Source organism: Nocardiopsis sp. FR4, assembly GCF_009830945.1.
Taxonomy (GTDB): Bacteria; Actinomycetota; Actinomycetes; order Streptosporangiales; family Streptosporangiaceae; genus Nocardiopsis.
Genome location: NZ_VWVV01000003.1, coordinates 113,440 through 136,539, shown reverse-complemented (window position 1 = coordinate 136,539; position 23,100 = coordinate 113,440). Strand labels below are relative to the sequence as shown.

The window sequence follows — 23,100 nt, the reverse complement described above, 5'->3', positions numbered from 1 at the left end:
CTTCCCTGGGTCTGTCGGTCAGGCGGGTACCGACGCGGTGGGCCGGTCCCAGCGGCGGTGCGCTTCCAGCAGTCGGGCGAACGCGTCGACGGCGTCGTCCCCGGCCACGGGCGAGACGACCACGCCCAGGTCGGTGCGGGTGGCGGGGGCGGGTGCGGTCACCTCGGCCGGCAGCGGGGGCGCGAGCAGCCCGGTCCCGGCGCCGACCGCGGCCACCGGCTTGTGGTGCTTGTAGGCCTCCAGGACGAAGTGTCGCGCGATGCCGTCCCCGGCCAGCGTGCGCGCGGAGTCCGCGCCGTCGGGGACCACGACCGCGTCGTAGAGCACCGAGGAGACCGTGGTGTGGGCCCGGTCGACGTTGAGCACTCCCCCGGCCGAGGTGCGGACCGCGCCGTCGGTGGCGGCGAGGACCTCGACCACGGCGCCCCGGCCGACGAGGGGCTCGCGGAACGCGTCCACGGACGCCTCGTCCACCCCGTCGGCGACCAGCACGGCCACCATGCGCCCGGTCACGGAGCCGAAGGCGGTGTTGGCCTGGCTGACCGCGGGAGAGGAGCGCCCGTGGTTGGGCGTGCCCTCGTTCCCGGGGGGCTCGACGCCGATCCCCTCCGCCACCCGGACCGCCAGCCCGTGGTCCACGTGGTTGAGGTTGGCGACCACGCGCTGGCGCACCTCCAGCTCCTCGCACTTGCCCAGCTCGAAGCGGAACGCCTCCACCAGGTGGTCGCGCTCCCAGTCGGCCAGGCTGTTGTAGAAGAGCGTGGCCTGGGAGTAGTGGTCGGCGAAGCTCTCGCTGCGCACGCGGATCTTGTCGCCCTCCACCTTCTCGGTGTAGTGGCGGTAGACGCCCGCGCCGTGGCCCACGGCCGGGCAGCCGCCGCCGAGGCTGTTGCGGAAGTAGGAGGTCCTGCCCCGGTGCACGCGGTGCTGGGCGAAGCCGTCGCGCTGGTTGTTGCTCACGGGTGCGACGGGGCGGTTGACCGGGATCTGCTGGAAGTTGGACCCGCCCAGGCGCAGCAGCTGGGTGTCGAGGTAGGAGAAGTTGCGCGCCTGGAGCAGCGGGTCGTTGGTGAAGTCGATGCCCGGAACCAGGTTGGCTGTGTGGAAGGCCACCTGCTCGGTCTCGGCGAAGAAGTTGTCCGGGTTGCGGTTCAGGGTCAGCTTCCCGACGGGACGGACCGGAACCTCCTCCTCCGGGATGATCTTCGTGGCGTCCAGCAGGTCGAAGTCGAACCTGTGCTCGTCCTCCTCCGGCACGATCTGCACCCCCAGCTCCCACTCGGGGTACTGGCCGCGCTCGATGGCGTCCCACAGGTCGCGCCGGTTGAAGTCGGGGTCCTTGCCCTGGATGCGCTGCGCCTCGTCCCACACCAGGGAGTGCGTGCCCAGTAGCGGCTTCCAGTGGAACTTGACGAAGGTGCCGCGCCCCTCGGCGTTGACGAACCGGAAGGTGTGGACGCCGAAGCCCTGCATCGTCCGGTAGCTGCGCGGGATCGCCCGGTCCGACATCAGCCACATCATCATGTGCGTGGTCTCGGGCTGGAGCCCGACGAAGTCCCAGAGGGTGTCGTGCGCGGACTGGGCCTGCGGGATCTCGTTGTGCGGTTCGGGCTTGACCGCGTGCACGAAGTCGGGGAACTTGATGCCGTCCTGGATGAAGAAGACGGGCATGTTGTTGCCGACGAGGTCGTAGTTGCCCTCCTCGGTGTAGAACTTCACCGCGAACCCGCGCACGTCGCGCACGGTGTCGGCGGAGCCGCGGGACCCGGCGACCGTGGAGAAGCGGACGAAGACCGGTGTGACGACGTCGGGGCCGCTCAGGAAGTGCGCCGCGGTCACGTCGGAGAGGCTCTCGTAGGGTCGGAAGTGCCCGTAGGCGCCCGCGCCGCGCGCGTGCACGACGCGCTCGGGGATGCGTTCGTGGTCGAAGTGGGTGAGCTTCTCCCGGGCGTGGAAGTCCTCCAGGAGTGTGGGGCCGCGCGCCCCCGCCCCCAGGGAGTTGTCGGTGTCGCCGACCCGTACGCCGGTGTCGGTGGTCAGGGGCTGGTCGGAGTCGACCCGGTCCCCGTCGAGCTGGCGGTCCTTGGCGTCGCGTTCCTGGGGACTCACGGAAAACCTCCCTCACTGGCGGGCTGTGCGGGCTGGGGGTCGCCGCCCCCGTCCCCCTGACCGAGGCCGGTCGCGGACAAACGTGGTTGACCGCCTTTTGGAGCGGCGTTCACCGCCTCGGGCCGGATGGGGCGCGGGAGGCTCCGCCTCCCGCGCCGACGCCGCATCCGGACGGAGCGGAACGGGTAGGGGCGGGCACACCGGGCGACCGACCGGCAGACGAGGGGAGATGACATGTCCGAGACCCAGCCCCCGGCGCAGAGCCAGCCCTACCCGGGCCGCACCGAGCCGATGGAGCCGCGGCCCAGGGACGAGATGCGCGACTACGAGGGGCGCGGCCTGCTGGAGGGCAGGCGGGCGCTGATCACGGGGGGCGACTCCGGGATCGGCCGGGCCGTGGCCGTGGCCTTCGCCAAGGAGGGCGCGGACGTGGTCTTCGGCTACCTCAGCGAGGACGACGACGCCCAGCACACCGTGGACCTGGTCGAGGAGCAGGGCCGCCGGGCCGTGGCGGTGCGCGGCGACCTGGCCGACGAGGCCTTCTGCGCCCACCTGGTCCGGCGCGCGGTGGAGGAGATGGGCGGGATCGACGTCCTGGTGGAGCACGCCGCCACCCAGGCCCCGGTGGATGACTTCACCGACCTGACCACCGAACAGCTGCGCCGCACGTTCGACGTCAACGTGATGGGGGTGTTCTGGACCGTCCGCGAGGCGCTGCCGCACATCCCCGAGGGGGGTTCGATCATCATCACCGGCTCGATCAACGGCCTGCGCGGCAACAAGTCGCTGATCGACTACGCGTCGAGCAAGGCCGCGGTGATGAACCTGTCGAACTCCCTGGCTCAGACGCTGATGGACCGGGGCATCCGGGTCAACTGCGTGGCGCCCGGTCCGGTGTGGACCCCGCTCATCCCCGCCACGCTCGGGGAGGAGGGGGCCGAGGGGTTCGGCCAGCAGGCGCCGATGGGCCGTGCCGCCGAGCCGGACGAGATCGCGCCCTCGTACGTGTTCTTCGCCAGCGGCCGCATGTCGTCGTACTACACCGGCGAGACGCTGGCCCCGACCGGCGGGGAGATCCAGTCGAGCTGAGGCCGCACGCGCAGAGAACAAGGGGGCGGGACCGTACGGTCCCGCCCCCTTCGCTCCGTTCGGGGCGGCGGGTCAGGAGGAGCGCGCCCGGGCGGTGCGCCGGTCGTTCTCCTTGCGCAGCGCCTCCACGAGCTCGTCCTTGTTCATCGAGGAGCGGCCCGGGACGTCGAGTTCCCTCGCCCTCTTGTAGAGGTGCTCCTTGGAGGCGTTGGCGTCCACTCCCCCGGCGGTCTTCTTGTCCTTACCCCGTCCGGGCCCGGCCCCGGGGTTGGACGCCTGCTCGTCGGAGGGACCCGAGCGCTGCTTGGGCACCCAGCGGTCGCCGTGCTTCTCGAACTCGTGCTTGAGCGCCGCGAAGGCGACGCGGTGCGCGCGCTCGCCCTCCCCGTACTCCTCCACGGCCGAGTCGTGCGCCTTGATCCAGGTGCGCTGGGCCTTGTCCGGAGACCGCTGGAGGGTCGACGGAAGTTCGTTGGCACCGGGCATGGTTCTCAACTCCCTCCTCATGTGCCTGTACGTTTCGCCTGCCCGAGCGGGCGCCGACGGAAACACGGGCCGTTCACCAGCCGTCACCACGCTGGGTCACCGGTCGCCACCGCACACCGTTACCGTCGGTACCACGCCCGTGAGCTGCCCTATGTCACTACTGGTGATTCAACGGATGCAGCTTTACCGAAGCGACACCATAGTTAACCCACGAGTGAAGGGAGGATGACTCCAGGTACCCGGTACCTTTCCTTCCCCTGGGAGGGGACCGGGTGGCACGACCGCCGACCGCCGCGCCAGAACCCCTGTGGTGACGGAGGAACGGCGTACCCCCCACGGGAGACCCCCGTCCCGCCCGTCCCCGGACGAACGCGGGTCCCCGATGCACGAGAAAAGGAACAAGGCGTGCGAACGTACCCCCTTTCCCCCGAGACCGAGACCGAGAGCACGCGCCGCCCCGGCCTGCGCTCCCGGGTGTCCCGGTTCGCCGCCCGGGCGGCGATGACCCTCACACTCGTCGCCGGCGTCACCGGCGGTGTCGTCGCCCCGGCCCAGGCCGCCAACCCCTACGAGCGCGGTCCGGCGCCGACCGAGGCGAGCGTCACCGCCGCCCGCGGCTACTTCGACACCGCCAGCACCTCCGTCTCCTCGCTGGTGAGCGGCTTCGGCGGCGGCACGATCTACTACCCGACCACCACCAGTCAGGGCACCTTCGGCGGCGTGGTCGTGGCCCCGGGCTACACCGCGAGCTCGTCCTCGATGTCGTGGATGGGCCACCGGTTCGCCTCACAGGGTTTCGTGGTCTTCACCATCGACACCCTCACCCGCTACGACCAGCCCGACAGCCGGGGCCGCCAGATCGAGGCCGCCCTGGACTACCTGGCCAACAGCAGCTCGGTCCGCAACCGCGTCGACGGGAACCGGATGGCCGTCATGGGCCACTCGATGGGCGGCGGCGGCACGCTGGCCGCGGCCAACGACCGCCCCCAGCTGCGCGCGGCGATCCCGCTGACCCCCTGGCACACCCAGAAGCGGTGGCCGAACGTCCAGGTCCCGACCATGATCATCGGAGCCGAGAACGACAGCGTCGCCTCCGTGAACTCGCACTCCATCCCGTTCTACGAGAGCCTGAACAGCAATCTCGAACGGGCCTACGTGGAGCTGGACGGCGCGAGCCACTTCGCGCCCAACACCTCCAACACGGCGATCGCCAAGTACAGCATCTCCTGGCTGAAGCGCTTCGTCGACGACGACGTGCGCTACACCCAGTTCCTGTGCCCGCCGCCCCGCACCGGGTGGGGCTCGGACTTCTCCGACTACCGGGACTCCTGCCCGATCACCTAGGACCCCGCCCGGACCGCGCACGGCACAGCGCGCGGCCCGGGCCTTCCACCCCCCACACAGCGGCGGCCCGGAGGGACACCCTCCGGGCCGCCGCCCCGTGCGCGGAAGGAGCCGCGGGCGGGGCCCCGAGGGCCTCCCCGGCGGTTCGGGACGGTTCGGAAAGCGCCCGGACGAGCTGGTCGACGCTCGGAGCGCCGCCGGGGCCGTCCGGGGCCGGGTAGATCCGGCAGGTCATCCCGTACGCCCCCTCGGGAGCGGGGAACGGGTCCCGCCCGTCGACCCGGATGGCCGGCGAACCGGGGAGGCGGAGCTCGCGCGCCCGCTCGTCGGTGTCCACCGCCACCAGCGCGATCCACTGGTCGGCGTGCCCGGCGGCCCGCAGGGCCCGCGCCAGGCGGTCCCGGGGCACCCGCCAGTTCGGGCACCCGGCGAAGTACAGCAGCTCGACGTCCAACCCCCATGGTGGACCCGGCCGGGGCGTGCGGGCCACCTCCGCCCGGCGGGGCCATCTCCTCCGGGACCGAACCGCCGGGCCGGTCCGGGCACGCGAACGGCCCCGGGACGCGCGGTCCCGGGGCCGAAGGGGGAAGGGGGTCCGGGCCGGCGCCCCGGGCGGGGCGCCGGCGGTGGATCAGTCGTGGAAGTCCAGCTCTCCGGGGCCGAGCGGCTCGAAGTCGGTCTCCTCGATCTCGCCGCCCTCACGGTCGGTCACCCGCGGCTCCTGGACCATCTCGATGGAGCCGCCCGCCTGGTACTGGAGGACGTAGACGCCCTGGTGGCCGCCGTGGTCGCCGTCACTGGAGGAGAAGGGGACGGGGCTGGGGCCCTGCCACTCCTGGCTCTCCAGGGCGTCGATCAGCGCCTGCCGGGTGAGGTCCTGACCCGCCGACTTCAGGACCTGGGCGAACATGACGGCCTGGGTCATGCCGAAGACGTGCGTGTTGGTGAGGGTGCCGCCCTCGCCGTACTCCTCCCAGACGTCGATGAAGAACTGGGCCCACTCGTCGTTCTCGTCCTCCACGCGCGGCATGTAGCTCGTGATGAGCATGCCGTCGAGGAAGGCGTCCGCGGGGACGCCCTCGGCGTCGGTGCCCTCGGTGAACTGCGCCAGGAGCGCCTGGAGGGTCGCGGTGTCACCGCCGATGCTGGAGACCACCCACTGGGGCTGGTACTCGATGCGGGCCGCCTCCAGCATCGCGAGCGCGACGAAGGCCGGGATGCAGGAGCACACGACCACGTCGGTGTCGGTGCGCTCGAACTCGGCGATCTGGGCGCTGAGGTCGGTCACCTCGGACTCGTAGTGCTCCCGGGCCACGACCTCGTCGGCCAGGTACTGGTCGAGTCCGGCCTGGGAGTCCTCGCCGATGTCGTCGTTCTGGTACAGGTAGCCGACGTTGTCCCCGGAGAAGTTCTCGGAGATGTACTGGCCCTGGATCTTGGCTTCCTTGGTGTAGTCGGTCTGCCAGCCGTAGGTCAGCGGGTGTTCCTCGGGGTTGTTCCAGGCCAGGGCGCCCGAGGACGGGAAGACGTCGGGAACGCCCTCCTCGTTGAGGTAGTCGAGGACACCGCTGTGCGTGGGCGTGCCCAGGCCGCCGACCATCGCGAAGATCTCGTCCTCGATGACCAGTTCGCGGGTGACGTCGATCGTCTTCGAGGGGTCGTAGGCGTCGTCCTCCACGCGGTAGTCGATCTGGCGCCCGTTCACACCGCCCTGGGCGTTGACGTAGTCGAACACGGCGCCCGCGCCCTGCGAGACCGCCATGTACCCGGGGGCGGCCGGGCCGGTGAGGGGCTGGTGGGTGCCGATGACGACGGTGTCGTCGGTGACGCCGGTGGAGACGTCGAGGTCGACCTCGTCTCCCCCGGTCACCTCCCCCGCGCCACTGCACCCGGTGGCCAGGAGGGCCAGGGCCAGGGACGCCGCCAGCGCGGCGTGGGTTCCACTGCGGTTTCGCATGGTGTTCTCCTTCTGTGGGGGGCCGAAAGCGGTTAGCGGGTCTTGGTGGGAAGGCGGGCGGCCAGGCGTTGCAGCGCGCCGTGGACGCCCAGGGGCCAGAAGCGCAGGACGAGGATGAGGACGACGCCGAAGAACACGACCGGCAGGTTGTTCTCCGCGTCCCGGCTCAGGTTCATGGAGCCGGCCAGGTCCGAGGCCCAGATCTCCAGGTAGACGATGGCGACGGCGGCCCACAGCGCACCCCACAGGCTGCCGATGCCGCCCAGGACCAGGGCCGCGAGCAGGGTGAGGGACAGCGCGAGGGTGAAGGAGCTGGGGGTGACCGTGCCGAGCACGTAGGCCTGCAGGCCCCCGGCCAGACCGCCCGCCGCCGAGGCGATGACGAAGGCGACCACCTTGGTCGTGCCGACGGGGATCCCGGCCATGGCGGCGGCGGTCTCGTCGTCGCGGATGGCGCGCATGCGGCGGCCCAGGCGTCCGGTGGAGACGGTGGCCAGCACCGCCAGGCCCAGGACCACGGCGGTCCACACGACCAGGGCCTTCCACTCGCTGTTGGTGACCAGTCCCTGGAGGAGGGGCGGGGCCCCCGCCGTCCGGATGTTGATGCCGTTGCTGCCGCCGAGGAACTCGTGGTAGCGGTGGGTCAGCCCGGGCAGGCCGACGGCGAGGATGAGGGTGGCGCCCGCGAGGTAGGGGCCGTGCAGGCGGGCGGTGGCGGCGCCGACGGCGATCCCGGCGACCACGGACACCGCGATGATGACCAGCATGTTCACCGCCAGGGGGAACATGGGCTGGTACAGCACCAGCAGGGCCATGGAGTAGGCGCCGATCATCATGAACGCGCCGTGGCCGAGGGAGATCTGGCCGCTGCCGCCGACGAGCAGCTGCAGTCCGGCCACGGCCAGCATGGTGTAGCCGACGGCCGCGATCCGCAGCGCGGTGAGGTCCCCGGTGACGAGGAGCAGGGCGGTGACCGCGGCCAGGCCGAGGGCGGCCAGGACCAGGTGGCGCAGCGGCGAGGGCAGCGAGCGCCAGCGGCCCCCGGCCGGGGGCGCGGGCGGTCTCGGGGAGTCGGGGGAGTCGGCGCGCTCCGCGCGCTGTCTGGTGGGCGAGGACATCAGCTACACCTTTCGCGCGGCGGGGCGGGACAGGATGCCGTCGGGGCGCACGCTCAGGACCGCGACGACGATGACGAGGGCGGTGAGGGTGGCCAGCTCGGGACCGGCGTAGCCGGACACGTAGGACATGCCGAGTCCGATGAGCATGCCCCCGAGGACCGCGCCGAAGGGGTTGTCCAGCCCTCCGATCACGGCCGCGGTGATGCCGTAGACGAACACGACGTCGAAGACGTTCGGGGAGATGAACGGGGGGCCGGCGAGCATGCCCGCCAGGGCGCCGATGAAGGAGGCGATCGCCCACCCGGCGGTGAGCATCAGGCCGACCCGCACGCCGCTGAGCCGGGCCGACTCGGGGTGGAAGGCGGCGGCGCGCATGCGCAGCCCCAGGGGCGTGAACCGGTACAGGGCGAACAGCAGCAGCGCGACGGCCGCGACCGAGGCCAGGGCGAAGGCGTTGGCGGGCGAGAAGCGGCCCACGTAGCTGAACGCGTAGCGGAACCCGTGCTGCTCGTTGCCCCAGATGACGCCGACCAGGCCCTGCACCACCAGCAGCAGGCCCAGGGTGACGATGATGGCGTTGAGCTGGGACCTGCGGGCGATGGGCCGGATGATGACGCGTTCGACGAGGGCTCCGGCGGCCAGGCCCGCGGTGAGCGCGGCGGCGAAGCCGAGCCAGTAGGAGCCGGTGAGCTGGGTGACGCTGTAGGCGGTGTAGACCGCGATCAGGGCGAGCGCGGGCTGGGCGAAGTTCACCAGGCGGGTGGCCTGGTAGATGATCACCAGGGACAGCGCCAGCGCGGCGTAGATCGCCCCGGCTGACAACCCGTTGAGGGTCAGGTTGAGAAAGTGGGTCATGGGGGGCTCCTCTAGAAGCCGAGGTAGGCGTGGCGCGTGCGGTCGTCGGAGAGCAGGTCGGCGGAGGCGCCCTCGGCGGCCACGCGTCCCTGGTTGAGGACGAACCCGGTCTCGGTGACCGACAGCGCCCCGGCGGCGTTCTGCTCGACGAGGACGACGGTGAGCCCGGTGCGGTCGCGGAGGTCCCGGAGCAGGGTGAAGATCTGCTTGGTGATCAGCGGCGCCAGTCCGAGCGAGGGCTCGTCCAGCAGCAGCACCTTGGGCCGGGCCATGAGGGCGCGGCCGATGGCGAGCATCTGGCGCTCGCCGCCGGAGAGGGTGCTGGCGGGCTTGCGGCGGCGCTCGACCAGGGGCGGGAAGAGCTCCATGACCTCGTCCATGGCCGACCTGTCGCGTCGGTCGGAGCGCCACAGGCCGCCCAGGCGCAGGTTCTCCTCGACGGTGAGCTCGACGATGACGCCGCCGCCCTCGGGAACGTGGGCCAGGCCGCGGGTGATGACCTTCTCGGCGGGCAGGCGGGTGATGTCCTCCCCGGCGAGCCGGACCCGCCCGGCGGCGGCGGGGTGGAGCCCGGTGAGGGTGCGCAGCAGCGTGGTCTTGCCCGCGCCGTTGGCGCCGAGGACCGCGCACACCCCCTTCTCGGGCACGGTCAGGGACACGCCGTCCAGGGCGCGGACGGCGCCGTAGGAGGCGCTGAGCTCCTCCACTTCCAGGATGGGCTGTGCGGTCATCGGGCTGCTCCGTTCACGTCGCCCGCGGCGGACTCCCCGCCGAACGAGTCGGCGGGCGTGCCGAGGTAGGCCTGGGTGACGGCGGGGTCGGCCTGGACCTGGGCGGGGGTGCCGGTGGAGATGACCCGGCCGAAGTTGAGGACGACGATGTGGTCGCAGACCCGCATGACCAGGTCCATGTGGTGTTCGACGAGGACCACGGCCATGTCCTGGCTGAAGCCGCGGATCTGGTCGGCCAGGGCGTCGATCTGGGCCCCGGACAGGCCGCTGGCGGGCTCGTCGAGCAGCAGGAGCTCGGGGTCGCTGACGCAGGCGCGGGCCAGGGCGACCTGCTTCTGCACGCCGTAGGGCAGGGTGCCGGGCAGCCGGTGGGCGTGCTCGGCGATGCCGAAGCGCTCCAGGGCCCCCAGCGCGCGGGCGCGCAGGTCGCGCTCGTCCCGGTGGTGCCTGCCCAGGCCGCTGACCAGGGAGAAGGCTCCTCCCCGGGCGAGCCGGTCGGCTCCGGCGACGACGTTGTCCAGGACCGTCATCATCGGGAAGAGGTTGAGCCCCTGGAAGGTGCGGGCGATCCCGGCGCGGGCCAGGTGGTGGGTGCGCCGGCCGGGGGGCGGCGCGCCCTTCCAGGTGATGGTGCCCGCCGTGGGGCGCAGGACCCCGGACAGGACGTTGAACAGGGTGGTCTTGCCCGCGCCGTTGGGACCGATGAGGCCGACGACGGACCCGGGTGCGACCTGGAGTCCGACGTCGTCGAGCGCGGTCAGTCCCCCGAAGCGCACGGTGACCCCGTCCGCTGTCAGGAGGTGCTCGGTCGTTGTCATCACTGCCTTTCTCACGGGTCCGTACCGACCAGTTGGTATGAGGGGGGTGCCCGGGGTCGGTGGGGCCGCCGGACCTCCCCGCGGTCAGTTGAACAGGCGGGCCAGGTCCACGCGGGACCTGATGTTGAGCTTGCGGAAGATGCCGCGCAGGTGGTGTTCGACCGTGCGCGGGCTGATGAACATGTGGGCGGCCACCTCGCGGTTGGTCGCGCCCTCGGCGACCAGTCGGGCGATTTGCTGCTGTTGCGCGGTCAGCTCGCTGGTGGAGGCGGGGTCGGGTCCGCGTTCGGCGGTCCCGATCGCGCGCAGCTCGGCGCGGGTCTGTCGCACCCACAGCCGTGCTCCGAAGCGCTCGAAGGACTCCAGCGCGTTGTACAGGTGCTCCCGGGCCCGGCCGGGCAGGCGTGCGCGGCGCAGATGGGCGCCGAAGAGCAGCTGGGTGCGGGCGTGCTCGACGTCGTCGTCGCCGCAGGCCCGGTGCAGGGCCAGGGCGTTCTCGAAGTGGTCGGCGGCCTCGTCGGCGGCGGCGAGCAGGCCCGCCCCGCGTGCGGCCAGGGCCCGGGCGCTGGGGCTGTCCACCGAGTCGGCCCAGCGCTGGTACCCGGCCAGCGACGTGCGGGCCCACTCGGTCTCGCCCATGCGGGTGGCCGCCTCCACGAAGTGCGGCGCCGTGAGCAGCCGCATGGTGGGGTGGCCGTGCCCGGGGGCGGCGTGCACCAGGGCGCGCAACCGGAAGAAGGCCTCGGCGGCGTTGCCCCGGGACAGCTCCAGGACCGCCAGCGCCCACGCGGCCAGGGCGGCGGCCAGGCCGAGGCTGTTCTCGCCCGCCTGGGCGGCGACCGCCCGGGCCCGGATTCGGCAGGTGTCCACGTCTCCCTGGATCGCGGCGATCATCGCGAGCGAGGCCAGGTGCTGGGTGGCCCAGACGGTCTGTCCGCTCTCCCGGGAAACCCGCAGGCCGGTGAGCGCGGTCCCGGCGGCCGAGGGGAATCGTCCGCTCCAGAACTCGGAGAAGACCAGGAAGCCGAGCGCGGCGGGGACGGTGGCCCGCTCCCCCCGCTGCCGGGCGACCTCGACCGCGCGGGAGGTCACCGCGCGCACGAACGGCGCGTCGGCCAGGCGCAGGCCGCTGACGCCCGCCCAGACCAGTTCCGAGGGCTTGGGGATGTCGGCCAGGCCGGTGGCCTGGCGCAGCAGCGGCGTGGAGCCGGGGTAGTCGCCCCGGAAGGAGACGGCGCAGCCCTCCAGGAAGGCCGCCACCTGGCGCACGGGCTCGGGGTCGTCCGGGCGGACCAGGGGCAGGGCGAGTTCGGCGGCGCGGCCGTGGCGCACGGCGTCCCCGGCCAGGGAGGCGGAGTCGGCCGAGCGGACCAGGGCGCGCAGGGCCAGGAAGCGGTCGTGCGGGATGAGCTCGCGGCCCACGGTGAACAGACGCTCGGCCACGTCCAGGGCGTTCTCGCCGCGCATGGCGATCTGGGCGTCGATGAAGTCGGCGGTGACCCGGCGCCGGTCGGACACGGCCAGGGGGCGGGCGCGGGCCAGGAGGCGGGTGGCCCGCTCGGAGCTTCCGGCCATGTAGGCCTCGTAGGAGGCGGTGGTCAGGCGGCAGGCGCGCTCGTCGGGGTCGGGGGCCAGGTCGGCGGCGCGCTCGTAGGCGTGGGAGGCGGCCAGGCGCCCCGCGAGCCGCTTGACCCGGGCGGCCGCGTCGGCGACCGCGTCGGCGAGGTCGGCGTCGGGGGCGTCGGTGCCCGCGGCGGCGTGGCGGGTGAACTCCACGGGGGAGAGTTCGGGGTCGCTCACCGCGGCCAGGGCGCGGTGGGCCGCGCGCAGGCGGCCGACGGGGGCGTCCTGGGCGACGGCCTCGCGGAGGAGGGGGTCGGGGAAGACGACGGTGTCGCCCTCCACGCGCACCAGGCCGCGCTCCTCGGCCGGTTCGAGCACGGTGACGTCCGGGTCCCCGGAGGCCTCCAGCAGCAGGTGGACGCGCGGGTCCCCGCTGAGCGCGGCGAGCAGCAGCAGGTGGCGGGTGCGTTCGGACAGCTCGCGGTAGGGGGCGAGGAAGTCGGCGCGCAGGCGGCCGGGCAGGCGCGGCCGGTCGGGCAGCGGGTCCTCGCCCAGGAGCTGGGCCCGGGACAGGGTTCCCAGGAGGCCGAGGACCACGGCGGGGTTGCCGTGCGAGGCGCGGACCAGGGCCGCGCGCACGGCGGCGGGGAGGGTGACCGGTGCGCTGTCGGTGAGGATGTCGTGCACCGCCCGCTCCTCCAGGGGCCGCAGGAGGTGCTCGCTGACACCGGGGACGAGCGCCTCGGGCGTCGGCTCTGCGGGGGTCTCCGGCAGCCGGGGGCCGCCGGGTTTGCCGTGGCCCCCGCGGGCGGTGAACAGGGCCGCGACGGGGGCCCCGCCGAGGCGGCGGGCGACGAAGGCGAGGGCGTCCAGGGAGGGGGCGTCGAGGCGGTCGGCGTCGTCCACGCACAGCAGGAGGGGCCGCTCGGCGGAGGCGGTGCGCGAGAGCAGTTCGAGCAGGCCCGTGTAGAGCGCGAGGCGGTCGGCGTCGGCGACCGCGCCCCGGGCGAGTGCCTCGCGCAGGGGGCCTCCCCAGGGGTCGGGGAGCGCGTCGGCGCCCGCGGACAGGGGGCGCAGGAGGCGCTGGAGTCCGGCGAAGGGCAGGGACTCCTCGTCGGCGACCCCCGACACGTGCAGCACGGTGAAACCACCTGCGGTGACGCGGGCGTGGTCCAGAAGTGCGGTCTTGCCCCGGCCCGGGCCGCCGGACACGAGAAGGGAGGCGCCCTGTCCGGACCTCGCGCGGTCCAGGGCGTCGGCGAGGATCCGCTGCTCCGTGTCACGACCTCGGAGGCGGACGCTGAGGGGTTCGGTGTTCCTGCCAGCCACGTGCTCACATTCGCACAGCCGGGGCCCGTCGCGGCAGGTGCGGGCGGGCACACTGGTCGTTTCACCGATACCCGCACGGAGTCGCACGTACCTGTTCACAGGCGCCCGGAGAGGGGTACTGGAGTGGTACGCGGGGCGCCTGTACGAGCACGGTATCCCAGCAGCCACCTGCGTTTCCGCCTCTCGCCAGGGTGACGGTGCTCACTCCAGACGGGGGTCGCGGGCGCCTCCGCGGGCCTCCGACGACACGGGGCTCGGTTATCAAGCCGTAACGTACGCGCAACGGCACTCCCGCGATACCGGCAAAAGGGACAAATAACAACACGGATAGCTTTTTGTCTTCTTCAGGACACTGTCGCGACCGCACCTGTGGGAGATATCCAGTCCGGTGACACCCCGAGGGTGCCCCGACGGCAGGAGGGACCGACGCCCATGGAGAACCGCTCCACGGCGGCAGAGAACCGCTCCACGACAGCACACGACACGCGCCGGCCGGCGGTCGGCGCCGTACCCCGCGCGAGGAGCTTCGAGACGCCCCCCACGTTCGGCGTGGAGGAGGAGTTCTTCGTCATCGACTCCGACACCCGCGCCATCACCTCCCGGGCGCCCGAGGTGCTCGCCGCCACCCGGCTGATGCCCGGGCACCTGTGCGGCGAGTTCAGCCGCGCCCAACTGGAGACCAACACCCCCGTGTGCGACGACGCGGACGACGCCCTGCGCTTCCTGCGCGCGGCCCGCGGTGAGCTCGACCGCGCCGCCGGGGACTCCGGGCTCGCGGTGGTGGCCTCCGGCACCCCGGTCCTGGGGGATCCGACCGCGGTTTCGATCAGCGGACGCCGCTACGCGGACATCGCCTCCAACGTGGGCTTCCTCAGGGAGTCACTCGTGGTGTGCGGCTGCCACGTGCACGTGGGCATCCCCGACCTGGACGCCGCCGTGGCGGTGAGCGACCACCTGCGCCGGTGGCTGCCGTTCCTGGTGGCGCTGTCGGCGAACTCGCCGTTCCAGGCCGGACGCGACACCGGGTACGCCAGCTGGCGGACGATGGCCTGGAACCACCTGCCCTCCGCCGGGCCGCCGCCGGTGCTGCGCTCGCAGTCCGGGTACGAAAGCGCGGTACAGGTCCTCTTCGACACCGGGGCGATCCTGGACCGGCACATGGTGTACTGGGACGTCCGCCTCTCCGACCACCTCCCCACCCTGGAGATCCGGGTGGGCGACGTGGCCGCCACCGCGGAGGAGGCGCTGCTGCTCGCCTGTCTGACCCGCGGCCTGACGACCCGCCTGTTCGCCGACGCCAAGGACGGGATCCCGGCCCCGGAGATCCCCGAGCAGGCGGTGCGCGCCGCCGTGTGGCGGGCCGCCCGGGACGGACTGGAGGGCGTGGTGCCCGACCCGCTGACCGGGGAGCTCCTGGACGGGCAGCTGGCGGCGGACCGGCTGCTGCACGCGGCCCTGCCGGGGCTGCTGGTCAACGGTGACGCCGACCTGGTCGTCTCGCTGCTCGACCGCGTGCGCGCGGCCGGGACGGGCGCGGCGCGCCAGCGCGCCGCCTACGCCCGGCGCGGCAGCCTGGCGGACGTGGTGGACCACCTCGTCGCCGAGACCCGCGCGGGGCTGCCCTGAGGCGCGGCCCGGTCCGGTGCGGGCTGCCCGGTGTGAAGGCGCGCCCCGCCCGCCGGAACCGCGGACACACACCCTGCGGACGGCCGCGGCCCGCGCCGCGGTCGTCCACAGCCCTTCGCGGGGGCTACCGCGGCGCGGGCGCGCACGGTTTCCTGGAAGACGGGGGGTCCCACCCGCCCGGCTCCATCGCGCTGCCCGGACCCGGGCTTCCGGACCCTCCACGGCTTCCGGGCCCCGGCCTCCTCAGCGGTCCGCCAGCTCCGCCGTGGTCGGCGGGTCGGCGCCCTCACGGGTCACGGTGACCGCGGCGACGGACACCGCGAACCCCAGCAGGTCCGCCAGGTCCGCCTCGTCCAGCCCGGCCAGCCGGGCCCGCGGGTCCTCCCCGAGCAGGTCGCGGCGGTCCAGCCAGTTCAGCAGCGCCCCCATGAACGAGTCGCCCGCGCCCACGGTGTCGGCCACCTCCACCCGGGGCGCCTCCACCGACACCTCCGTGCCCCGGAACACCGCGAGGGCCCCCTCGCCGCCCCGGGTCACCACCACCAGCGCCGGGCCCAGCGCGGCGAGGGCGTGCGCGGCCCGCACCGGCGACAGGTCCGGGTAGAGGAACTCCAGGTCCTCGTCGCTGGCCTTGACCAGGTGCGCCTGCGCCGCGTGCCGCAGGGCCAGGGCCCGGGCGGCCTCCGGGTCGCCGAGGACGTCCCGCCGGATGTTGGGGTCCAGGGTGAGCGTCACCCGGCCCCGCCCGTGCTCACGGCGCAGCATCGCCTCGATCAGGCTGGCCCCGGGCTCCCGGAACAGCGCGAGCGAGGCGGCGTGCACGGCGCGCACCCCCGGTTCCAGTTCCTCGGGCAGCTCCTCCGGGCGCCACCGCCAGTCGGCGGCGTCGTCCATGCGGAAGTCGTAGCGGGCCGATCCGTCGGGGCCGAGCGTGGCCAGGGCCAGCGCCGTGGGCTCCTCGGCGGCGAGCAGCCCGGCCGGGTCCAGCCCCTCGGCGAGCAGCCGCTCGCGGATCAGCGCGCCGAAGCCGTCCGCCCCGATCCGGGCGAGCAGCCGGGTCGGCGTGCCCAGCCGGGCCGCCGCGACGGCCGTGTTGGCCGGACCGCCGCCCGGCGCGGCCCTGAGCACGTCGGGGCCCTGCGCGGTGGGCAGCAGGTCCATGACGTTCTCGCCGATCACCACGAGCCGGGGAGCGTGCCCGGCGGAACCGGGCGGGAGCGGGGTGTTCTGGTCGGTCACGCTTCCCCTCCTGGGGTGTGGTCGGGCTCGGGGGACGGCGCGAGCGCGGCCGCGAGGGAGGCCGAGAGCTCGGTCTGGGGCAGGAGTACGGCCTGGTAGGCGTGGTAGACGTCCGGCTTGCCCGGCCACACGGCCGCCGCGGGCCGGTTGCCGGGGTCCAGCTCGTGGTGCCAGCTGCCGCGTTCGCGGTCCACGTGGTACCGGTCGGCGTAGGCCCACCAGCCGCCGTAGAGGTCGGTGTAGGAGGGGTCGCCGGTCCGCCTGGCCAGCGCCCAGGCGGCCATGACGGCCTCGGCCACCACCCAGTGCATGCGCTCGCGCACCACCGGGCGGTCCTCCCAGTCGAGGGTGTAGACGAACCCGTCGGCGCCGTCCACGGCCCAGCCCCGGCGCACGGCGTGGGCGAACAGCTCCTCGGCGTCGGTGCGCAGCCAGCCGGGGACGGGCTCCCCCGCCCGGGCGAGCGCGGTCTCCAGGTGGACCAGAAGGCGCGCCCATTCGAGCAGGTGGCCGGTGGTGCTGCCGAAGGGCCGGAAGGGGTGGTCGGGCCGGTCGCGGTTGTAGTCCGGCAGGGGCTTCCAGTCCGGGGTGAAGTGCTCGGGCAGGCGCCAGCCGTGGTCGGCGGCCACGCCGTGGATGAGCCGTTCGGCGACGGAGAGCGCGCGGCGGGTCCACCGGGGGTCGCCGGTGGCGTCGGCGGCGGCGAGGAGGGCCTCCACCGCGTGCATGTTGCTGTTCGCGCCGCGGTACTCCTCGGTGGCGGTCCACCCGCTGTCCCAGCTCTCCCAGAAGGCGCCCGCGGACTCGTCCCAGAAGCGCTCCTCCAGGACGCGCAGCGCCCCGTCGAGGAGTTCCCGGGCCCCGGGACGTCCGGCCAGGGTCGCGCTGGAGGCGGCCAGGACCACGAAGGCGTGCTCGTAGGCGGACTTGCGCGGAAGCTCATGGGAGCGCTCCCGAACAGCATCGGCGCTGGTGGAGACGGGCACCTGGTCGAACCACCCGCCCGCCTCGGCGTCGCGCAGCGGCCCGTCCGCCAGTGCGGCCACACCGTGGTCGGCCAGGCGCGCCGCTTCGGCGTCGCCCCGCAGGTGTGCCAGGGAGAACACGTGCGTCATCCGGGCGGTGATCCACGCGGCGACGGGGCGCTCCTCCACCCGGCCGTCGGCGTCCAGCCAACCGAAGCCGCCGGGAACGGCGGATCCGGCGGCGAAACCGGTCAGACGCCGCTCCTCCGCACGCAGCCACCCGGGGCTTCCCGGGACCGGTGGTGTCGATGCTGTCACTCCACTGCCTCCTCGAAGGGGGTCGGTTCGCGGGTCCACGCTATCCCGCGGTCTCGACACCGCGATAGCCCGGGGACCCCGTGGAACAGAGCACGCCAGCCCTCCCGGACCTGGGCGTTCCGGGCGCTGCGGCACGGCGGGACGGCCGAAAACCCCGTGCGGCGGGCGCCCGGCGTCTGGCAGAGTTCCCGCGGCGCCGTACGTCCACGACCCCAGGGAGCCGCCATGCCCCAGCACCCCCCGGCACCGGACCCCGACGGGGAGGACCTCTCCCGCGACCCGCTCCCCCTGCGCGGCCGGACCGCGCTCGTGACCGGGGCCAGCAGGCGCGGCGGCATCGGCTACGCCGTCGCCCGGCGCCTGGCCGCCTACGGCGCCTCCGTGGTGGTACACCACCACCGGCCGCACGACGCCGGACTGCCGTGGGGCGACGACGACCTCGGCGCCGTGCTCGGCGGCGTTCGCTCGGTCCTCGGCGACCCGGACGCCCGCGTCGCCGACGTCGGCGGGGACATGGCCGACCCCGAGGTGCCCGGGCGGGTGGTCACGGCGGCCGCGGCCGAGTTCGGGCACCTGGACGTCCTCGTGGCCAACCACGCGCGCAACGGCGGCGACGCCGCGCTCGCCGATGTCACCGTGGAGATGCTCGACGGGCACTGGGCGGTCGACGCCCGCGCGCCCCTGCTGCTCGCCCAGGCCTTCGCCGCCCGACACGACGGCCGCCCCGGCGGCAGGGTCCTGTTCGTGACCTCCGGACAGATGCACGGCAGCATGCCCGGTGAGGTGGCGTACGCGTCGGCCAAGGCGGTCCTGGCCCAGATCACCCCGACCCTGGCCGCCGAACTGGGCCCCCGGGGCATCACCGTGAACGCGGTCGACCCCGGGCCCGTGCAGACCGGCTACATGGACGAGGAACTCCTGGGCCGACTCGCCCCGCGCTTCCCCGGCGGCCGGGTGGGCGTACCGAACGACCCGGCCAGGCTCATGGCCTGGCTGACCACCGACGAGGCCGTCTGGGTCACCGGGCAGGTGATCAGCACCGACGGCGGGTTCAGCTGTTAGGCGCCGCGGCACCGGCACCGAGCCCCGGCGGTTCCGGACGGCGGGGTGCGCGGTGCTCGGGGCGGAGCCCGGCGCGCGCGACCGCGCGGAGCGCGTCGGCCGGGCGACACCGCTAGGGGGCCGTCTCCCGCCGCGGGCTGACCCTGCCCGCCGCGTTGCGCGCTGAGGCCCGGGCGTTGCCGAGGTCGGCGGCGCGGCAGGTCCACCGGATGTGCTCGGCGACCGTGACCGGGTCGTCGGCCATGGGGATGTGCCCGCTGCCGATCAGCGAGACCATGCGCGCGTTGGGCACCCTCCGGTGCGCGTGCACGGCGCTGGACGGCAGCAGCGTCCGGTCCCGGTCCCCCCAGGCGATGGTGACCGGGCACTCGATCGGCCGGGCGGTGAACACGTACTCGGCGACCCTCGGCACCAGCCGGACGTAGGGGGCTCCCTTCTCCAGCCCCCGGACGCTGAACCTGGTGGCCCTGGCCCGGGGCGAGGAGGGGTCCCCGCGCAGCGCGACCCGTGCGGCGGCCCGGGCCGGGGCGGTGTCGGCGAGGCGCTCCTTGACCGGCATGGGCACCCGGGTGGCGAGTCGGGACAGGCCGCCGACCGCGCGCATGGCCCACCGGGCGAGGTTCTCGGAGAACCCGGCCGGGGAGAACACCGTCACCGACGAGGCCAGGCCCCGCACGCCCAGTTCCAGGGCGATCGACCCGCCGAGCGAGTTGCCCGCCAGGTGCGGGCGGTCGAGCCCGTGCAGCTCGCAGAAGGCGCGGACGTCCTCGGTCAGGGTGAGGATGTCGTAGGGCTCGTCCGGGCCGGGAGCGGGCGTGGCCCCGAACCCGGGCAGGTCCACGCAGATCACACGGTGGTCGGCGGCCAGGCGCACCATCACGGCGTTCCAGCTCTGGCGCCGGTCCCCGAGCCCGTGCAGGAGGACCAGGGGAGTGCCGCTGCCGTGTTCTTCGAAGGCGATACGTGTCGGGTCCATGAGGCCTGGTCTACCCGATACGCTGCGCGCTACCACCTTCCCGCGCCCGGGGACGGCCGTCAGCGGTTCCGCGGGTCCCGGGTCAGCGTCACCCCCGCGAGCACCGCCACCAGACCGAGCAGCGGGGCCAGCCCCGGGCCCAGGCCGGACACCGTGAGCGCCAGCATCCCGCCGCCGATCAGCGCCGCCGCGGCCAGGGCGCGCACCATACCGGGCGAACCGCCCAGCGTCCGCGGCGGGGTCTCGAACCGCACCGCCCAGTGCGCCAGCGGCACGATGAGTGGCAGCAGCACCACCGCGCCCAGCACGCCCCACAGCAGCCACAGGCCCGTCATCGGCTCCGGGGTGTTGATCCCCAGGCCGAACACCAGCACGCCCGCCACCACGCTGATCGGCAGCATGTGCCACAGGTAGACCGTCATCAGCTGGGGGCACACCCGGTCCAGCAGCCGCGCCGGTCCGGGGCGCTCCGACCACGAGCTGATCCGCTCGCGCAGCAGCAGCGCGACACCGACCTGCAGCGTGCCGACGGCCGCGAGGACGAGGGTCGGCGGGGCCACGTTCGAGGCCTCCGAGGCGAAGACGCCCGTCATGTTCAGCGAGTACGGCCCGAGGGCGACGAGGGCGAGCGCGACGGCGGCGCCGCCCGCCGCCATGCCCGCGGCGTGGCGCGTCCGCACCGCCCCGGTCGCGTAGCGGAACCCCAGCTGGTGCACGCCCAGCCACACGAAGGCCACGTTCAGGTAGCCGATCCACTCCACACCGGCGCCGAACCGGACCAGGTCCACGACGACCGCCCCCGTCAGGAGCGCGACCGGAACCCACCAGCCGAGCCTCTCCTGGGCGCGGACCAGCACCGGGGTCGCCACGACCACCAGCACGTACACGGCCAGGAACCACAGCACCATGCCCGCGGCCCCGGCGCCCACCAGCACGGGCTGGACGGGGGCCCCGCCCAGCACCAGCAGGTGGGTGGCGACGATCCACACGGTCGCCAGCGGCACCACGGGCCAGGCGAGCCTGCGCAGCCTGTGCGCGAACCAGGTGGAGGCGTTCACCCCCCGGGCGGAGGCCGACCGCCAGCTGATGAGGTTGGCGGCGCCGCCGACGAAGAAGATCAACGGCATGACCTGGGAGACCCACGTGAGGAGGAAACCGCCCTCGGCGGCCAGGACGCTGCCCGCCTCCAGGCCGCCCTGCTCCTGGACCAGGACGGGCAGCCACCAGTGCTGCAGGACCACCAGGGCCATGACGAAGAGACGGATGACGTCGAGGAACCTGTCCCTGCCCGCCCCCGGGCGCGGTGCCCGCGGCCGGGAGGGGGTCGTCGCGGTGGCGCCGGAGGGGTGCGCCGACGGCGTCCCCCCGGGCTCCTGGTCGACGGTCACGGTCATCGGTCGCTCCTTGGTCTTCCCGTACGCGAACGCCCTGGCGCGCTGAGGGCAGGGTGTTCCGCCGGATCGGGATCAGGGGGTGGCGACGCGTCCTCGAACGCGCCCGGTGGGGTGCTCACGTCCGCTCGGCGACGAATGAACGCGTGACAACGACCCTAGGGCTGGCCGGTGGTTGGTCGCGATGGCTCTGACGCCCCTCTTCGGCCGGTGGTACGCCCACCCGGAAGAGGTGGTGTCTGCACCACCACGGGCGCGGGGGGAGGGGGACCGCTCTCGGGACGGCTCCGCCCGGCGAGGGGCGCGGTCCCGGCCGGTCCGGGAGCCCGAGGAGGTCACCGCCCACGGTACCGCCTACGGAGCGCTCCGGGAACGCGTTCGCGGAGGAGATCACGCGGAGGAGATCACGCGGAGGGGACGCGCTGAGGGGGCCCTGCGGCGGCCGCGCCACGCGGCCCCGGCCCCGCCGCGCGCCGGAGAGGGCGCCGACGGTTCCGGGGCCGTGAGGGGGCGGAGCGCCTCAGGGGGCGGTGGGCAGCGCGCGCTTGTGCGCGGTGGCCCGGTACCGGTCGACCAGGGTGGTCTCCACGTGCTCGGGCACGGGCAGGCCCTCCAGGAAGTCGTCGATCTGGTCGTAGGTCAGACCGAGCGCCTCCTCGTCGGGCTTCTGCGGGGTGAGGGTCTCCAGGTCGGCGGTGGGCACCTTGTCCACCAGGTCCTCGGGGGCGCCCAGCGCCGCGGCGACCGCGCGCACGCGGCGCTTGGTCAGGCCGGTGAGCGGGACCAGGTCCACGCCGCCGTCGCCGTACTTGGTGAAGAAGCCGGTGACCGCCTCGGCCGCGTGGTCGGTGCCGACCACCAGGCCGCGCAGCCCGCCCGAGACCGCGTATTGGGCGATCATCCGCTGCCGTGCCTTGACGTTGCCCAGGACGAAGTCCTCCGAGGAGGCGCTGGCGTAGGTCATCCCGGCCGCGGCGAGGGAGGCGGCCATCGCGTCGGTGGCGGGTCTGACGTCGACGGTGAGGCAGCGGTCGGGGTCGGTGAAGGTCACGGAGCGGGCCGCGTCCGCCTCGTCCCTCTGCTCGCCGTAGGGAAGGCGCATGGCGACGTACTCGCAGGTGTGGCCGCCCTCGCGGGCGCGGTCCACGGCCAGGCGGCACAGGCGGCCGGCGGTGAGCGAGTCGACGCCGCCGCTGATGCCCAGGACCAGCGCGGCGGCGCCGCTGGAGACCAGCTGGTCGGCGAGGAAGGCCACGCGCCGTTCGATCTCGGCGCCCGCGTCGAAGTGCTCGGGCACTGCGAGGTCGCGGATGATGTCGCGACGGGCCTGGCTCAGCTCGGTGTCGGTCACTGCGGTCCCCCGTTGGATGTGAACGGTGTTGCCCGCCGATTATCGCTCGTCCGCGGTGGCAGAACGCGACCGGGGGGCGGGTGCGGACGCGGCCGGAGCCGACGGGGAGGGACCCGTGGGCGGAGGGAAGGGGCGGAGGGGGGCTCAGGCGCCCGTGCGCAGGCGCCGGGCGAAGCGCTCGTAGTCCACGACCACGCCGTCGCCGTCCACCGACATCCGGTACTCGCCGTGCAGGGGGTCGCGGTAGGTGTAGCGCTCCAGCCCGTCCTGGGCCGGATGGCGGGTGTAGCGCTGTCTGACCCGGCGCACGCGCAGCGAGGGGATGTCGATCCAGGCCACCACGATGTCGCGGTACTCGCCCGGGCGCAGGCCCAGGCGGCGGATGGGGAGGGTGTTGGTGAGGGGGGTGGCGGCCACGTCCACGTCCAGGCAGCCGACCAGTTCGGGCAGGGGGATCCCGTCGGCGTCGGTCCAGTGGCCGCCCTGGGCGTTGAGGACGACCGACTCCAGACCCTGCGAGGACAGCACCTCGGCGCTCACCTGGCGGGTGGTCCAGGCCAGGTCGGTGCGGACGGTGAACCTGGTGAGGAACCGCTCGTCGCCCACGACGACGGTCTCCCCGGCCTCCAGGCGGTAGCCGTCGGGTTCGGGGAGGAGCGTGCCGAGGCCCAGCCCCTCGGAGACGTCGGTCCGGGTCCACACGGCTGGGTGCCCTGTCAGTGACGACATGTCACCGTTCTACCGGTCAGGGCGCGGGTACGCCAGAGCGGCCC

At 73.8% G+C, this 23,100-nt stretch carries 19 protein-coding genes; 4 read left to right on the top strand and 15 right to left on the bottom strand.

Annotation, left to right across the window (positions count from 1 at the left end; translation table 11 throughout):
• Positions 1 to 18: 18 nt before the first annotated feature.
• Positions 19 to 2,109, bottom strand: coding sequence for a catalase (locus FYW95_RS05290; RefSeq protein WP_159941667.1), 2,091 nt, complete (start codon positions 2,107 to 2,109; stop codon positions 19 to 21).
• 234 nt (positions 2,110 to 2,343) lie between these two features.
• Between FYW95_RS05290 and FYW95_RS05285 the strand changes: the two genes are divergently transcribed.
• Positions 2,344 to 3,198, top strand: a complete 855-nt coding sequence (locus tag FYW95_RS05285; protein WP_159941666.1) for an SDR family oxidoreductase — start codon at positions 2,344 to 2,346, stop codon at positions 3,196 to 3,198.
• Positions 3,199 to 3,270: 72 nt separating this feature from the next.
• On the opposite strand, the gene FYW95_RS05280 is transcribed toward FYW95_RS05285, so the two are convergent.
• Positions 3,271 to 3,684 (bottom strand): ChaB family protein, encoded by a 414-nt coding sequence (locus FYW95_RS05280; protein WP_159941665.1) that lies wholly within the window; start codon positions 3,682 to 3,684, stop codon positions 3,271 to 3,273.
• 405 nt (positions 3,685 to 4,089) lie between these two features.
• Between FYW95_RS05280 and FYW95_RS05275 the strand changes: the two genes are divergently transcribed.
• A complete protein-coding gene (locus FYW95_RS05275) occupies positions 4,090 to 5,028 on the top strand; it encodes a dienelactone hydrolase family protein (protein ID WP_159941664.1) in 939 nt (312 codons plus the stop codon).
• On the opposite strand, the gene FYW95_RS27565 is transcribed toward FYW95_RS05275, so the two are convergent.
• From FYW95_RS27565 to FYW95_RS05240, 7 genes are all read right to left on the bottom strand, one after another.
• Positions 5,021 to 5,482, bottom strand: coding sequence for a hypothetical protein (locus FYW95_RS27565; protein WP_201294703.1), 462 nt, complete (start codon positions 5,480 to 5,482; stop codon positions 5,021 to 5,023). The genes FYW95_RS05275 and FYW95_RS27565 overlap by 8 nt on opposite strands.
• A 177-nt stretch (positions 5,483 to 5,659) precedes the next feature.
• Positions 5,660 to 6,985, bottom strand: coding sequence for an ABC transporter substrate-binding protein (locus FYW95_RS05265; protein WP_159941663.1), 1,326 nt, complete (start codon positions 6,983 to 6,985; stop codon positions 5,660 to 5,662).
• Positions 6,986 to 7,017: 32 nt separating this feature from the next.
• Positions 7,018 to 8,103: a branched-chain amino acid ABC transporter permease gene (locus tag FYW95_RS05260; protein WP_159941662.1), complete on the bottom strand. Its 1,086-nt coding sequence runs from the start codon at positions 8,101 to 8,103 to the stop codon at positions 7,018 to 7,020.
• A gap of 3 nt (positions 8,104 to 8,106) precedes the next feature.
• Positions 8,107 to 8,958 carry a branched-chain amino acid ABC transporter permease gene (locus FYW95_RS05255; RefSeq protein WP_159941661.1) on the bottom strand — a complete coding sequence of 284 codons (852 nt, stop codon included), beginning with the start codon at positions 8,956 to 8,958 and terminating at the stop codon, positions 8,107 to 8,109.
• 11 nt (positions 8,959 to 8,969) lie between these two features.
• On the bottom strand, positions 8,970 to 9,689 hold the full coding sequence (locus FYW95_RS05250) for an ABC transporter ATP-binding protein (RefSeq protein WP_159941660.1): 720 nt from the start codon (positions 9,687 to 9,689) through the stop codon (positions 8,970 to 8,972).
• Positions 9,686 to 10,507 carry an ABC transporter ATP-binding protein gene (locus FYW95_RS05245; RefSeq protein WP_160050052.1) on the bottom strand — a complete coding sequence of 274 codons (822 nt, stop codon included), beginning with the start codon at positions 10,505 to 10,507 and terminating at the stop codon, positions 9,686 to 9,688. The genes FYW95_RS05250 and FYW95_RS05245 overlap by 4 nt, the downstream gene beginning before the upstream one ends.
• Before the next feature lie 84 nt (positions 10,508 to 10,591).
• The gene (locus FYW95_RS05240) at positions 10,592 to 13,399 is read right to left on the bottom strand and encodes a helix-turn-helix transcriptional regulator (protein WP_236567679.1); all 2,808 of its coding nucleotides are present in this window, start codon (positions 13,397 to 13,399) and stop codon (positions 10,592 to 10,594) included.
• 432 nt (positions 13,400 to 13,831) lie between these two features.
• Here FYW95_RS05240 and FYW95_RS05235 point away from each other — a divergent pair, with 432 nt between their 5' ends.
• Entirely contained in the window at positions 13,832 to 15,025 is a 1,194-nt protein-coding gene (locus tag FYW95_RS05235) for a carboxylate-amine ligase (RefSeq protein ID WP_159941657.1), read from the top strand.
• 243 nt (positions 15,026 to 15,268) lie between these two features.
• Here the strand turns inward: FYW95_RS05235 and FYW95_RS05230 are convergent, their stop codons facing one another.
• Both FYW95_RS05230 and FYW95_RS05225 read right to left on the bottom strand, forming a co-directional pair.
• The gene (locus FYW95_RS05230; RefSeq protein ID WP_159941656.1) at positions 15,269 to 16,264 is read right to left on the bottom strand and encodes a carbohydrate kinase family protein; all 996 of its coding nucleotides are present in this window, start codon (positions 16,262 to 16,264) and stop codon (positions 15,269 to 15,271) included.
• Positions 16,261 to 17,547, bottom strand: coding sequence for an AGE family epimerase/isomerase (locus FYW95_RS05225; RefSeq protein WP_160050051.1), 1,287 nt, complete (start codon positions 17,545 to 17,547; stop codon positions 16,261 to 16,263). The genes FYW95_RS05230 and FYW95_RS05225 overlap by 4 nt, the downstream gene beginning before the upstream one ends.
• A gap of 225 nt (positions 17,548 to 17,772) precedes the next feature.
• Between FYW95_RS05225 and FYW95_RS05220 the strand changes: the two genes are divergently transcribed.
• A complete protein-coding gene (locus tag FYW95_RS05220; protein ID WP_159941654.1) occupies positions 17,773 to 18,609 on the top strand; it encodes an SDR family oxidoreductase in 837 nt (278 codons plus the stop codon).
• 112 nt (positions 18,610 to 18,721) lie between these two features.
• Here FYW95_RS05220 and FYW95_RS05215 read toward each other — a convergent pair whose 3' ends face one another.
• From FYW95_RS05215 to FYW95_RS05200, 4 genes are all read right to left on the bottom strand, one after another.
• Positions 18,722 to 19,585 (bottom strand): alpha/beta fold hydrolase, encoded by an 864-nt coding sequence (locus FYW95_RS05215; RefSeq protein ID WP_159941653.1) that lies wholly within the window; start codon positions 19,583 to 19,585, stop codon positions 18,722 to 18,724.
• A 59-nt stretch (positions 19,586 to 19,644) separates the two neighbouring features.
• Entirely contained in the window at positions 19,645 to 20,979 is a 1,335-nt protein-coding gene (locus FYW95_RS05210; RefSeq protein WP_159941652.1) for an acyltransferase family protein, read from the bottom strand.
• A 517-nt stretch (positions 20,980 to 21,496) separates the two neighbouring features.
• Entirely contained in the window at positions 21,497 to 22,327 is an 831-nt protein-coding gene (gene nadE / locus FYW95_RS05205) for an ammonia-dependent NAD(+) synthetase (RefSeq protein WP_159941651.1), read from the bottom strand.
• 144 nt (positions 22,328 to 22,471) lie between these two features.
• Positions 22,472 to 23,056 carry a putative glycolipid-binding domain-containing protein gene (locus tag FYW95_RS05200; protein ID WP_159941650.1) on the bottom strand — a complete coding sequence of 195 codons (585 nt, stop codon included), beginning with the start codon at positions 23,054 to 23,056 and terminating at the stop codon, positions 22,472 to 22,474.
• Positions 23,057 to 23,100 lie beyond the last annotated feature (44 nt).